This is a genomic window from Alteribacillus bidgolensis, from assembly GCF_002886255.1.
Taxonomy (GTDB): domain Bacteria; phylum Bacillota; class Bacilli; order Bacillales; family Marinococcaceae; genus Alteribacillus; species Alteribacillus bidgolensis.
The window spans coordinates 2,762,153-2,775,966 of the sequence record NZ_KZ614149.1 but is presented as its reverse complement, the minus strand read 5'-3'; the positions used below and the strand labels follow the sequence as shown (position 1 = coordinate 2,775,966).

The following is a 13,814-nucleotide window of genomic DNA, read 5'->3' as shown; positions in this document are numbered from 1 at the left end:
ACCGATTGGAAATTGTTCGGGTCACGAATTACGAAGAGATGAGTGAATATGCAGCCGAACTTCTTTTTAGAAAAGTACAGACTCAACCTAACGTGGTTTTGGGCCTTGCGACAGGCGGTACGCCGGAAGGAACGTACGAAGCCTTTATCGAGAAAGCGAAACGCAATGATCTAGATCTTTCTCAAATAACAACATTTAATCTTGATGAATACGAGGGTCTCGCGTCAGATCATCCGAATAGTTATCATGCATACATGAAAGAGCATTTGTTTCACCCATTGGACTTGAAATCAGAGCAAACGCATCTTCCTAAAGGCAATGCTGCTGATTTAGAAGCAGAAGCGAAGAGCTATGAACAGTTGATTGAAGACTATGGAGGCATTGATTTACAGCTGTTAGGCATCGGTGAAAACGGCCATATCGGCTTTAACGAACCCGGAACGCCTCACCACTCCCGCACTCATATCGTAGAGCTGAAGGAATCAACGAGAGAAGCAAATGCCCGCTATTTTGAAAATAAAAGCGAAGTTCCAAAACGTGCTATCACCATGGGCATTGCTTCCATTATGGACAGCCGCTGTATTCTACTGCTCGCTTCAGGTGAACGTAAAAAACAAGCAATGAAAAATCTGTTAGAAGGCGATATAAATGAGACATTTCCTGCATCCATTTTAAGAAGTCATCCGTATGTTACAATCATAGCGGATGAAGAAGCACTTTCAGCTGTTTCAGAAAGAGAATGGAAAAAACATGACAGCTTGAATGTTTTATAACGGATAAAAAAGAGGTGGAAACCGGATGATTGACAAAAGTTCACCACTGCCTATTTATTATCAAATCCAAGAAATGATACGGAAAAAAATGAACGCCGGTGAGTGGGAGCCTGGAGATATGCTTCCATCCGAACGCATATTTGCAGAAGAATTTGATGTAAGCCGTATGACAGTGCGGCAAGCAATTATAGAGCTTGTTAACGAAGGTCTGCTAAGGCGTGAAAAAGGAAAAGGGACGTTTGTGGCAGAAAAAAAACTAGAACAAACACTGCAAGGTTTAACGAGCTTTACAGAAGATATGAAAGCACGCGGCTTCGAACCCGGAAATGTCCTCAACTATTTTCGTGTAACCGAAGCGAGCAGCGACGCAGCAAAAGCTCTAAACATTAAAGAAAACGATAAAGTATATGAAATGCAGCGTATTCGACTTGCGGACAAAGAACCAATGGCACTTGAAACCACTTATATTAATGCAAATTTAATAAAAGGACTAACCGAAGAGCATGCCGGTAAATCGCTTTATCAATATATCGAAAAGGAACTGAATTTAAAAATAGGTTTTGCCGATCAAACCCTAGAATCTGCAGTTGCTGGGAAAAAAGAAGCAGAGCTATTAAGTATAAACAAAGGCGACCCTATTTTATGGATCTCCCGTCTTACTCACCTGCAAGATGACACACCATTTGAATACGTTAAATCCGCTTATCGAGGGGACCGCTATAAATTCAGCATTCATATGCCTAGAGACAGCCATTCAAGCTAAAGGCATATCTTGAATAGGGAAGGAAAGGATCGGTCTAATGTTTCTACATTATTTTCATGAAATCAAGCAGCTCATAGATGAAGTTGAAAGAAAGGAAGCGCGGACAATCCAAAAAGCTGCAAAACAAATAGCGGACAAGGTTTCAGAAGGCGGATTACTCTATGTGTTTGGCTGCGGCCATTCGCACATAATGGCAGAGGAACTTTTTTACCGCGCAGGAGGACTTGTTCCGGTATATCCCATTCTTGAAGAAAAACTCATGCTTCACCAAGGGCCTGTACAATCCTCACAGCTAGAACGCAAAACAGATTACGCTGCTTCGTTTATGGAGGAACTTCCGCTGACAGAAAAAGATGTTCTGTTAGTCGTCTCCACTTCGGGCCGAAATGGCGTGCCCGTAGATGCAGCTTTGCTTGGAAAACAAAAAGGCTCCAGGGTGATTGCATTAACATCAAAAACTTATGCAGCGTCTCAGCCTTCAAGACATGATACCGGCAAACATCTCCACGATACAGCAGACATCGTCCTTGATAACCATATACCTAAAGGCGACGCGCTGCTGAAGGCTGAAACAGAGCCAGAACTTCAATTCGCACCAGGATCCTCCCTGATTAACATCGCTATACTACAAGGCATGATCGCCGAAGTTCTGCACCTGCTCGAACAAACACAAACTGAACTGCCCGTCTTTAAAAGCGCCAATATCGAAGGAAGCGATGAACACAACAAACGTATGGTAGATCTATATAAAAACCGAATCCCGCTATTAAAGAGCTGAACGCCATTTGAGGCACAGCTCTTTTTAATTTTGAAACAGCATTCACGATTAAGTATTTGTGGGGGGCCAGACCCAGAGACGTGGAAAGCGCTGGACCAAGGGCAATGGTGCAAAAGAGGGGGGAAGAGGATCATAAAAAAGAGAAAGAGGTGCAAAAAAACTGGAAGCTGCTCAAATCAAGGAGGAAAGGATACAAATCAAAGCTGCCCCGGCGGTAATGTATTACAAAGTATGTGGGGCCAGACCCGGAAGTAGTGCCGGGGCCAGGGTGGCGCAAAAACAGTGGAAAGCGGAGTATAAAAGAGAGAAAGTGTTTAAAAAAGTAGGAAGAGGAGCTCAAATCAAAGAAGAAGGAGATCAAAAAGAAGGAAAGCTGCAGCAAAGTGTTACAAAATGTGTAGGGCCAGACTCCAAAACAGAATACACTGAAAATGGAAAATTCTACATAACGAAAATGATAAAAATAGTGCGTCAATCTAAAGAGAAAGTTGTTCATATATTAGCGTAGTACACAAAGAAGAGTAACTAACAAGGAAATAAGACCGTTGCAATGTCACTATAAATCATGTACCTTTATTGTAAACCTGGAATAAAAATAAGTTTACATATATGGAGTGCATAAAAATGACAAAACATATAACTCAAAAACGAGTAGATGCCAAACAACCCTTTTCGCTAACTTCTGCAGCTTTTTTTGAAAACCCTTATCCTTTTTATGATCATCTGCGTTCTATTGGTCCCTTATACAAAGGATCTTTATTGAAAAATAGAGGATGGTATGTAACTGGTTATGAAGAAGCACTAGCTATTCTTAAAGATACGAGGTTTCAAAATCGGATCCCACTTCCTCAAACCACCAAAAAGTATGAATTTCTTAAGAATATTCAAAACAACATGATGGTATACAAAAATCAACCTGACCATAAACGATTACGTTTTCTTGTCAGCAAGGCATTTACACCAAAGATGGCTGAAAAATATCGACCTTGCATAGTAGAAACTGCTAATGACTTACTAAATGGCGTACAAAATAAGATGGACGTTGTTTCAGATTTTGCTTTTCCTTTAGCTAGTCTCGTTATAGCTAAGATTTTAGGAGTACCAGCAGAGGATCGTTATCTATTTAGAGAATGGTCTATTATTTTATTGCAAACTATTGATTTCACCAGATCAAGAAAGGAGTTACACAAAGGGAATGACAAAATAATAAAATTAATAGATTACTTCCGTGTGTTAATTAAAAAAAGAAAACAGAACCCAAGGAATGATCTTATCAGCATGTTAATAAAAGAAGAGGATAAAGTAAGTGAGGAAGAATTGCTATCAACTTGTATTTTACTTCTAATTGCTGGTCATGAGACAACGGTGAATCTTATTAGCAATTCCATTTTTGCGTTAATAAACCATCCTGACCAGTTTAGGAAATTAAAAGAAAACCCATCGCTAACAGAAAGAGCAGTGGAGGAATTTTTACGTTTTGAAAGCCCTACACAAATGATAGCTCGTTATGCCTCAGAAGACATTGAAATCAACAAAAATATAATTGAAAAAGGGGAACAGGTTTACATCCTATTGGGTGCCGTTAATCGTGACCCGCAAAAGTTCATTGCTCCTAATAGGCTGGATATAACCAGGAAGTCTAATTACCATCTTGCGTTTGGCCATGGTGTTCATTTTTGTTTGGGTGCCTCATTAGCACGTATGGAGGCGCAAATGGCCATTCACACCCTCATGCATAGAATAACTGATCTTCAACTGGACGCTGCTGAATTGCAATGGAGAAATCTTATGGGGTTTAGATCATTAGAAAAACTGCCAATTACTTTTCAAAACATGGAGTCGTGCTAATGATTAGACTGAGGTATCTATCAATTGCAATTTTAAAGTGTGGAGTGCCGGCTCTGGATACGGAGAGGTACTGAAAAAGGAGAATGGTGCAAAAAAGACAGGAAGTGAGTTATAAGTGAATAAGAGCAGTTCAAAAGACATAAAAAATGGCTAATAAATCTAGAAAAGTTGTGTATAAAACAGGAAAAGCCGTACAGCATCTCATAAAAAGAGATCATCCAATGGGCGGAGCTGTCTTTCTAAATGAGGAGTGCCAGACCCGAACGAAGGGGAAAAGTGCAAAAAAAGCGGAAAGTGGATCAATAAAAAGGGAAAGTGGTGGAAAAGTTGAGAAATATGCACAAAAGAGAGTATCCCCCAAGTTGATCTACTATTCTGCACTACAACGAAATGTGAAGGGATAGACCACAAAAATGGTAATGCTGTTGAAAGATAGAGAGGTACATAAATTTGTAGAGAGGTGTACATGAAAGAAATGGTTCATAAAAGAATAAAATGGTTCAAACCGCTCATGAAAGATAAGAAGTGATACATATCTTCCAAGAGTCTAAGCATAACTGTAAAAAAGTAAATCAAACCATCACCAACAAGGTGCATAACTAACGCTACACCAACATGAGTATTACTATGTCCCTGCTCCTACAATGAGAGAAACCTTACAACCATAAAAACCTTTCTTAAGCACATAAAACGTTTTACACTGCACATTAACCGAAAAATCCGAGTCAGACCATCCAAAAACAAGCACATTACAAAAATATGAGGGGTCTGGCCCGCAAAAATAGAACAAGACCAGACCCCGCAACGTTATGCAGTACTCTATTTTGATTAATCTTCAGGCTTCGTTCGCCGCATTGCATCGGCGACAAATTCTACATCGGTGCCGATAATGATTTGCAAATCGGTGCTGTTTATTTTCATCACGCCGCGGGCACCGTTTCGCTTGATTCGATCTTCATCGATTTTGTCCATATCATTGATTTTCAAACGAAGACGGGTGACGCAGTTGTCAATGCTGTGAATATTTTCATATCCGCCAAGCGCTGCGACATATTCGTTCCCCATGACTTCATATTTGTCGTCGCCTTCATTTGTGTTTGTCATATCTTCCTCGTCTTCACGGCCTGGTGTCTTTAGGTCAAGTCCTTTTATTGCTGCATAAAAGACGATATAGTAAACCACAGCAAACACGATTCCAATCCCCGCTAATAACAGTGGTTTAGTTGCGATATTGAAGTTTAAAAAATAGTCAATCGCACCAGCAGAAAACCCAAAACCATGCAGTGTCCCGGCTAAATAAGTGACTACCATCGAAGCTGCTGTTAAGGCAGCATGAATGACATACAGGAGCGGAGACAAGAACATAAACGTAAATTCAATTGGTTCTGTGATACCGGTAAGAAATGATGTGAACGCAAGCCCCCCGAGAAGACCAGCCACCTGGGCCCGGCGTTCTGGTTTTGCAGCCACAATCATGGCTAAACATGCAGCCGGAAGACCAAACATCATAACCGGGAAGAAACCAACCATAAAGGTTCCCGCAGTCGGATCTCCTGCAAAAAAGCGGTCAAGATCACCCGTTGCTCCTTCAAATGATCCAAATTCAAACCAAACGAGACTGTTTAGAACGTGATGAAGTCCAATCGGGATAAGCAAGCGGTTTAAGAAGCCATACGCTCCAACTCCAACTGCTCCTGCATCAATAATCCACTGGCCGATACCGTCAATGCCGGCTTGAACAGGAGGCCAGACAAACCCGAAAATCCCTGCCAAAATAACCATTGTAGCAGCCGTTACAATCGGAACAAAGCGCCTTCCACCAAAGAATCCAAGCCAGTTTGGTAGTTTTACGGCGTGAAAGCGGTTATATAAAAGCCCCGCAACAACACCAGACAAAATACCGCCAAGAAATGCCATGTCAATCTCTTCATTAACAGCAGCTGTTCCTTCCTGCAGCACCAAGAAACCTATCGCTCCAGCAAGGCCGGCCGCCCCATTTCCATCTCGTGACAAACCAACAGCAACACCGATAGCGAAAATAAGCGGTAAGTGATCAAATAATGCCGAACCTGCTGCTGCCATAAATGGAATATCCAAAAAGTCATCTTGTCCTAGACGAAGCAATAATGCCGCAGCAGGCAGGGTAGCGATTGGAAGCATTAATGCTTTACCGATTTTCTGCAAAAAATTAAGCATCTGTTTAACCCCCTTAAATAATGAATGTAAACGTTCGGGTAAGCGATTACAACAACGTAAAAATAATGCCAATCATATGGGCATTATAGCACCATTAAATATAGTTGTCTATACCACTAGAACACTAAATGTTAAAAATCTGGTTATAAAACCTCGTAATACGGAAATAGATAGTAACTACTCTTTTTATTAAGAAAAGAAATGTTATAATAAACTGCAGGACGGAAAAAAGAACGTTTCTGTCTTAAAAAAGGAATGGCGATTTATGGAAAAAACGTCGGTGCAAGCTGAAATAGCAAGTTATACTGGTAAGCTTTTAAGAGATAACTTTGGAAAAGGCCCTTCTTCTGTTTATGTTTCGATAAAAAAACCGTTTGTAACACTTCATTTAAGAGATTTTTTGGCCCCAATGGAAAGGGTGCTGGTCTCACAAGAAAAAACGATGAAAGTGGAAGAAACGAGAGATATCCTTATGCAGGAACTTCTTCCGGAAATTAAAGCAGCCTTAAAGGTAACTGCGAATTTAGCGGTAAATGAAATGTATTATGATTGGTCTCTTCAAAACCGCACAGGCATCTTAATTGGAATCATTGATGAAGAAGAGGGCGAATAAGATGCCGCCATATTAGAAGAATATTCCGGGAAAGAAGCCATTCATAATGAAATTGCCCGTGTAAGCAAGCATGCCGAGAAATTACCTGCGTCTCTTGATTCCTGTATGATAAATGACAGAACTCTTATTATTACGAGAGATGGTATTTTAGTTCGGATTGAGAAAGAGTTAATCCGATCTGGCTTTGAAGAAGAACTTAAATTAACAAAAAGACATCTAGAAAAAAGGCTGTTGCATGCGAGTAAATTTGAGGCGATTCTCCAAACAAACGTAGCGGACATTTTTGTGGATTGGGACTTTAAATTAGATAAAAGCTATATCATTATTATATTACAACCGAATAAGCATTAAGGTGGTAATGAGACAGACAATTAGAGCTGGACATAAGCCGAAAAGAATGAAGAAAACCATTCTTTTCGGCTTTTTTTATGGGGCCGTCCCATAAGTCAAACTACGGCTCCGCCATAAGGACTCGGCGGTAAGCCAAGTTTTTCGGTTGTTCTTTTTTTCCTAAATCGTTCCAAAAAATTTAAAAGGGGGAATTCAACTTGAAATATCTCATTGATCATACGACGTCGCAAATACACCGCACCCCCTATGCAGGGTATGCCTGCGGTCTCAACACTACACCTCTTGAAAAAAGGGAAGGGACTCACGATGAGAATTATGTAAATAAATTAGTAGAGGAAAAAAAGTATAAAAAGTGCCGCCATTGTTATGACGAAAAACTCTACCCTTTATAGGAGAGGTAGATTTTTTATCAGGATTGAAATGTATGTTTACATATGTTCTCACCCAAATCATAAATTCTGAACCTGACAGTCTTATACGGGTAGTAACTCAGTTGTTAAAAAGGGAGGGGCCGCTCCATTTCTAAGGGAAACGGCCTCTCTATTTATTACCACCATTGATTTACATTCTAACGGTTGGTAAGCGGGATATCCTCATAACGTTCTGGGTCCTGTTCATAAACACTTCCATCAGCCATTCCTTCAAGTACAGCGTAAAGACCGGTTTCGACTGTTTTAACAAGCTGTCCTCGTTTTTTCTGTCCGAAGCTGTGTGTTTGTCCTCTTACTTCAAATAAAACAGTGCCGCTTCCGTTTAAAGCAAAGCTTCCGAGCGCAGTCCCCGGCAGGTCAAGCCCTTGTGAGTATAGAGTGATATTGTTAAAAGGAGAGTTTCCTTGCTGCAGTTTATTATAGATGGCTACGTTTAATTGACGGGAAAAATCGTAGTTGTAATTGTCTGCATAGCTGCTGTATTTCGCCCCATCTTCACTGTTTGGATTAGGAACAAATTGAGCAGAGATTGACATGGTTACATCTTTATTAGTCTCGCCGACTTTATAATGCGGGCCCTGATGGTGAAGGTCGATGAATGTATCTACGCTGCCGAATTCATCTTGTAGATCGATGTATAGATCACGTATCGTTTGAGATTCTGGATGGATATACCAGCCGGGTTCACTCGAACTCCCTGGGAAATCTTCAGGCTGAGGTTCATACTGCAAATCTGGATGAAAGTCACGGTTTACATCGAAGCCGGGGTTGTCGCTGTAGTCGTCTCCCTGCAAGCTTCTATTATAGTAATTCCACGATGGAACAGCTCCTTCAAGCTGAGGGAAATCAGCCACAACTTCCTCCCAGGAACGCTCATTTCCGCGGCGATCTAATTCGGAAGCATCTGGATTCATTTTTGGTACAGCAACGAAAGTGAGTTCTTCTCGAATCTTTTCAGCATGTGTGGAATTGCTTGATCCTAAATATTGAAGAATATGAAGAAGGGCGTCTGTTCCGGTTTTTTCATTTCCGTGAATTTCACTTTCTATCAACACCACTTTATCTCCGTCTCCAATACGGGCACTGTATATATCACGGCCTTGGTTGGATTGGCCGATGACCTCAACGTCGACACGTCCATTGCTCGTTTGTTCGATTTTTTCCAGCCTTTGTTCCAGTTCTTCATAATCAACAAATCCTTTAATCTTATAGTTTTGCTGATCTGGCGTGCCGGGAGAGTTTTCCGGTTGATCAGCACTCACTGCTAATGGTTGAAAAACAAGAGCGCCAGCTAGCATACACATACACGATATGCTTTTCCATTTTTTCATCTATCTCATCCTTTTCATCATTCTGTTTTATAGCCTTGTGTCGGCAGTTCATCCCAGAATGTGATGTCAGCTTCTTCTATATTCCCATCAGCAATGGCGGTAATTGCAGCTTCCATTGCGGTTTTAGCTTGTTGGATAAGGTATCCGTTGCTTTTTTGGCCGAGTACGTAACTTTCATATTCATGATCTGTCATTCCGCGCATTTCAAACAAAAGGGTAGCAATATCATATTCATGGGCCAGACCGTTTCGAGCGATTGTGTTGGCAGTTCCGCCGTTGTATTTTCCGATTAATCCATAACCTTTAGACTCTACGGCATCATAAACAACAGAGCCTAGCTGTTTAGACATTTTTCGTACCTCTTCATCCACACCAGAGTTAGTCGGGTACAGCATCGAACCGGAAACATATTCATCGTCTATCGCACTTTGGGTGTCCTGATGGTGAAAATCAATCAAATAATCAATGTTGTATTGCTGCAGCACCTCTTCATGAAAAGCACGAGTTTCGGGTTCCGCCAGTGTATTATGATCTCGATTTAAATCTGCTTCGTTTGCATTATATCGAGTGGATTGACCACCGCCAACATAATTAGAAATGTCAAAATTTACATCACCCTCGGCGCCATCTACGTTGAGACGTGGAACAATTAAAACGTTGACTTCTTCAGCCCACTCTTTGACCTGTTCGCTATTGGTGCTTAACTTTTTCACCAACTCAAGCGCACCTTCTGTAATCATCGCTTCATTTCCGTGTTGTTGTGTTAAAAATAAAATGACAGGATTATCAGCATTTTCTCCAAAAGAAACTAGGTGAAGGTCGCGGCCTTGGACGGATTGGCCAAACACCTCAACTTCAAGTAATTCCGACTGGCTGTCATATCTCTTTAGCTCTGTTTTCATGTCTTCATAGCTGGTGAGGCGTTCATTTAAAATTTTTTCATTGCCTGATAGATTTGGTCCTTCTCCCACTGCTTGTACGTTCGATGCAGCAAACGGTAACACGAAGAGAACTGCAGTAGTTACAGCAGTTATTCTGGAAAAAAAACTCTTTTTTGACATAAACAATTCCTCCTTTTGTAAGAGCTGTTTTATCATTCAACTTATTATTTTCTAATTCCTGGTAAAAATGGAAAAACCGACAAAAGGACTTATCTTGAAAATGGAAAATAATACAAAAGACAGACAAATATTTTATAATTAAAGCGATAAACATAACTTTCGTATTAGGAAATTTTCGTAAGGAGAAATATATAAGGCTGAAAAAAAGTAAGTATGTTATATTGCTAGTAGAGATATAGATGAAGTGAGGACAAAGGGATGAAAAGACGAGAATTTAATGGGAAAACGCTTCGAATAGGCATTGATTTAGGCGGCACGAAAATTCTTGGTGCTTTGGTGGACGATGACGGACATGCAGTTGCAACCAGACAACTTCCCACTTTTGCAAAAAAGGAACATCCGGAAAAAGAGATTTTACAAACGATCAGCACAATCGTTCAGGATTTAATAATAAGGGCGGAAAAAGAAGATCGGACCCCGATTGAGATTGGGATTGCCTCTGCCGGAATCATCGATCCAAGGACGCGAACCATTCGCTATGCTCAAAGCTTAAGTGTAAAAGATTTTTCCATCGGGGAGCATGTAGAAAAAGCCTTACAAATGCCAGTTCGTTTATGCAATGACACGGATGCAGCAGCTATGGCAGAATGGCAGAAAAAGAGTAGAAAAAGGGATCGTTTTATGTATGTTTCTGTTGGAACGGGCATCGGTGCTGGCATAGTAATGGAAGAGAAGATCATGCAAGGAGCCGGAGAATTGGGTCACATGACGGTGAATCCAAAGGGCCAAATTTGTTCGTGCGGTAATTATGGATGTTTAAAGCATTATGCATCCGGTCCAGCTATGGAAGAAAAAGTTCGTACGAAGGGAGGAAAGTATAAAAAAATGGCAATGCCTGAAATAGTAGAGCTTGCCGAAAAGGGAGATGTTTGGTGCCAGAACGTTTTAAAAGAGGGTGCCCGATACCTTGGACTAGCTCTTGTAAACTCGATTCATTTACTGGCTTTAAAAGAAATTGTTATTGGCGGAGGGGTTTTACAAAAAGGGGATTACTTTTTCAGCCAAGTAGAAGCCTATGTAAAGCGCTTTACTATGTCTTACATGGCGGAGGGAATAACGATGAAGCCTGCACGGTTTGAAGCAGAATTAGGAGCAGTCGGTGCAGCTTGTTCAATTAGGTAAGTCCTACTGCTTTGCAATTTACAATAAGGCTGATATACCAGAAAAAGAAAACGCTTTATTTTTTGATAGCCATAACCAGGTCTTTTGTGTACAATTAAATAGTAACAAATAAGAAAGGGGGAGTTCAGACATGTCTTCTCTATTACATGAAAAATTGCAAGACATTCTCCAGACGTCGATTGAAACCCATCAATTCGACCGTGCCGAGCAGGCTGTTTCCTACATGAGACAATTGGCCCGTATCGAAGCTTTTATCGCAGGGGAACCCTTCCAATCCAGTGCTGCGTCCGTCAGTGCTTCCGTACAACAAGATAAAACAGAAAACAGCCCCAAAGATCTGTTATCCCCTGCAGCAGACCCTGCCTCTATCCACAATATCAACGACCACCAACGTAAACCGGATGCCTTAATGCTGTACTACATAGAAGAGGATAATCTTTTGAAATTCAAAAAACCTCCTCAAACTTACGCAGTTAGTGTCGAGCTTTTTCGGAAATTTCTAAACAATCTAGAAAGTTGGAAAGAAAAAGAACCATTTTCTTCAAAGACTTTCTACGAAGCATTTGCGAATGACTTGCGAACGTTTACAACCTATCAATCGTCAACTCTGAGGCAATTTATAACCTTGCTTTTTCGTTATTGCCATAAGCTTGATGTTCTAATGAAACCAAGCCCCCCTCAAAGAAGCAGATTTTATGTGAATGACTCATTAAATACAGAAGAAGTAATTGAGGATATAGTAAAACAGAAAATATTGAAACTATAGCTAAGAAAAGAGCAGTAAAAATTGCAACACTGCTCTTTTTTTGTACGCTTTTTTATACTTTGGGAAAGTTTAACTTTGTTAAAGGATCAAAGTATAAGCAAAACTGCGACTTCCGCCATAGGACCTGGCGGCAAGCCGAGTTTTTCAAAGGAGTGGAGCGGGCCAGTTATTCGGGTCATGATATGGGGCCAGGCACTCCATAATTAAAGAATAAGAAATGAACACTATGTAAACATATATGCATAACTTTTATGGATAAATACGTAAGAGGACGAAACATATGAACCAAAGTCCTTCAGTAATGAAAAACTTCAAATGATGTGAACAGCTTTTTAAAGAAAATACACAAAAATAAAACGTAAATGAACAATAATCTGATTCAACCGAACAACTTAGAACCTTTCGAGTGCATCCAAGCTCTAGTCGTTTAAAAAAGAAATAGGGGAAAAGTTCTATTATGTATTACACTTTTCCACCAATCATTACAGTTGCGTAACAAAAGCAGATAATTTATTGATAGCAGACAAAACCCGACATATAATTTGATGGTGCAAAATGTTGGAAAATCTTGCATGAAAAATTATATGGAGGTGTATGATTCGCCTTTCTCCACAATATCTAATATATATGATAAAAGATTGATCGCTCTCAAAATCTGAGAATACTATCATTCTATAATTTCGATGCGGCACTCTACCCACCTAAGAGAAACAGCAGGAAAGAGGCGATACAGGCAATCATGAAAAAATATTTGTTATCTACAGCACTTACTGCAACAGTTCTTTTTACTCCAGCTATGGCTGACGCCGCTCTGGGTGATCAAACGTTAAAACAAGGAATGCGTCACGCTGACGTGACCGAACTACAACAATGGCTGAAAGGTGAGGGGTTCTTGCATGGATCCATTGATGGAATATTTGGTCCTGTTACAGCAAAAGCAGTTCGTTCGTATCAAAACAGCGCAGGCATTGGCACAGATGGAATTGCCGGGCCTCAAACATTTGGTGCGATGGGGATAAGAAACAGTTCTGTTAACGCGAGTGCATCTGCTCCGAACCAAGCTGCATTTTCACGAACGCTTCGCCAAGGAGAACGTGGAAACGATGTTCGTCAGCTGCAACAGACCCTTAAAAGAAAAGGCCATCACAGCGGGAGCATTGACGGTGTATTTGGACCAGTTACGGCAAGTTCTGTTCGTTCGTTTCAGCGTTCCGCCGGTATCGATGTGGACGGTATAGCCGGCCCACGAACGTTTTTAGCATTAAACGGTGGGAGCGTAAAATCGGCGACAAGCAGCCAAACCACGTCCAATTCGTCTACTGGCTTTTCGGACAAGCTCATATCGAACGCACGCCATTACATAGGATCGCCATATGTTTGGGGCGGCACGTCTCCAAGCGGGTTCGACTGCAGCGGGTATTTACAATATGTATTTAACAAAGCAGGAAAAAGCATCCCCCGCACGGTAGCATCTATTTACAAAGCGAGCTCTAAAGTATCGAGTCCACGTGTTGGAGATCTGGTGTTCTTTGAAACATACACTAGCGGTCCTTCTCATGCTGGAATCTATCTTGGCGGAGGACAATTTATTCACGCTGGCAGCTCTACAGGAGTGACGATTGCAAACATGTCTTCTTCTTATTGGAAGCAGCGTTACCTTGGTGCAGGTCGTCTTAACTAACGAAATATATATCCAAGCAGTCCCTTATTAATTATCAGGG

Annotated in this window: 14 protein-coding genes; 11 read left to right on the top strand and 3 right to left on the bottom strand. The window is 40.9% G+C overall.

Annotated features, from left to right (window positions below; genetic code table 11):
- Positions 1-5: 5 nt before the first annotated feature.
- The 5 genes from nagB (at position 6) to CEF16_RS13805 (ending at position 4,162) form a co-directional block, all read left to right on the top strand.
- Entirely contained in the window at positions 6-773 is a 768-nt protein-coding gene (gene nagB / locus CEF16_RS13825) for a glucosamine-6-phosphate deaminase (RefSeq protein WP_091583397.1), read from the top strand.
- 25 nt (positions 774-798) lie between these two features.
- Positions 799-1,536, top strand: a complete 738-nt coding sequence (locus CEF16_RS13820; RefSeq protein ID WP_091583399.1) for a GntR family transcriptional regulator — start codon at positions 799-801, stop codon at positions 1,534-1,536.
- Positions 1,537-1,573: 37 nt separating this feature from the next.
- Positions 1,574-2,314, top strand: coding sequence for an SIS domain-containing protein (locus tag CEF16_RS13815; RefSeq protein WP_091583404.1), 741 nt, complete (start codon positions 1,574-1,576; stop codon positions 2,312-2,314).
- Positions 2,315-2,531: 217 nt separating this feature from the next.
- On the top strand, positions 2,532-2,822 hold the full coding sequence (locus tag CEF16_RS13810; protein ID WP_091583407.1) for a hypothetical protein: 291 nt from the start codon (positions 2,532-2,534) through the stop codon (positions 2,820-2,822).
- A gap of 116 nt (positions 2,823-2,938) precedes the next feature.
- Positions 2,939-4,162 carry a cytochrome P450 gene (locus CEF16_RS13805; protein ID WP_091583410.1) on the top strand — a complete coding sequence of 408 codons (1,224 nt, stop codon included), beginning with the start codon at positions 2,939-2,941 and terminating at the stop codon, positions 4,160-4,162.
- A gap of 828 nt (positions 4,163-4,990) precedes the next feature.
- Here the strand turns inward: CEF16_RS13805 and nagE are convergent.
- Positions 4,991-6,358 carry an N-acetylglucosamine-specific PTS transporter subunit IIBC gene (nagE, locus tag CEF16_RS13795; RefSeq protein WP_091583415.1) on the bottom strand — a complete coding sequence of 456 codons (1,368 nt, stop codon included), beginning with the start codon at positions 6,356-6,358 and terminating at the stop codon, positions 4,991-4,993.
- Positions 6,359-6,623: 265 nt separating this feature from the next.
- On the opposite strand from nagE, the gene CEF16_RS24455 reads away from it, so the two are divergent.
- From CEF16_RS24455 to CEF16_RS13785, 3 genes are all read left to right on the top strand, one after another.
- Positions 6,624-6,971 (top strand): Na-translocating system protein MpsC family protein, encoded by a 348-nt coding sequence (locus CEF16_RS24455; RefSeq protein WP_245917873.1) that lies wholly within the window; start codon positions 6,624-6,626, stop codon positions 6,969-6,971.
- A 9-nt stretch (positions 6,972-6,980) separates the two neighbouring features.
- Entirely contained in the window at positions 6,981-7,322 is a 342-nt protein-coding gene (locus tag CEF16_RS24450; RefSeq protein ID WP_342750502.1) for a Na-translocating system protein MpsC family protein, read from the top strand.
- Positions 7,323-7,519: 197 nt separating this feature from the next.
- A complete protein-coding gene (locus tag CEF16_RS13785; RefSeq protein ID WP_091583418.1) occupies positions 7,520-7,714 on the top strand; it encodes a hypothetical protein in 195 nt (64 codons plus the stop codon).
- A 176-nt stretch (positions 7,715-7,890) separates the two neighbouring features.
- On the opposite strand, the gene CEF16_RS13780 is transcribed toward CEF16_RS13785, so the two are convergent.
- Together CEF16_RS13780 and CEF16_RS13775 are read right to left on the bottom strand one after the other, a co-directional pair.
- The gene (locus CEF16_RS13780; protein WP_091583420.1) at positions 7,891-9,084 is read right to left on the bottom strand and encodes a M14 family zinc carboxypeptidase; all 1,194 of its coding nucleotides are present in this window, start codon (positions 9,082-9,084) and stop codon (positions 7,891-7,893) included.
- Between the two features lie 17 nt (positions 9,085-9,101).
- Positions 9,102-10,145, bottom strand: coding sequence for a M14 family zinc carboxypeptidase (locus CEF16_RS13775; protein ID WP_091583423.1), 1,044 nt, complete (start codon positions 10,143-10,145; stop codon positions 9,102-9,104).
- 258 nt (positions 10,146-10,403) lie between these two features.
- On the opposite strand from CEF16_RS13775, the gene CEF16_RS13770 reads away from it, so the two are divergent.
- The 3 genes from CEF16_RS13770 (at position 10,404) to CEF16_RS13760 (ending at position 13,774) form a co-directional block, all read left to right on the top strand.
- Positions 10,404-11,327 (top strand): ROK family protein, encoded by a 924-nt coding sequence (locus tag CEF16_RS13770; protein ID WP_091583425.1) that lies wholly within the window; start codon positions 10,404-10,406, stop codon positions 11,325-11,327.
- 130 nt (positions 11,328-11,457) lie between these two features.
- Positions 11,458-12,093: a hypothetical protein gene (locus tag CEF16_RS13765; protein ID WP_091583428.1), complete on the top strand. Its 636-nt coding sequence runs from the start codon at positions 11,458-11,460 to the stop codon at positions 12,091-12,093.
- A 739-nt stretch (positions 12,094-12,832) separates the two neighbouring features.
- Entirely contained in the window at positions 12,833-13,774 is a 942-nt protein-coding gene (locus CEF16_RS13760) for a C40 family peptidase (RefSeq protein WP_091583430.1), read from the top strand.
- Positions 13,775-13,814 lie beyond the last annotated feature (40 nt).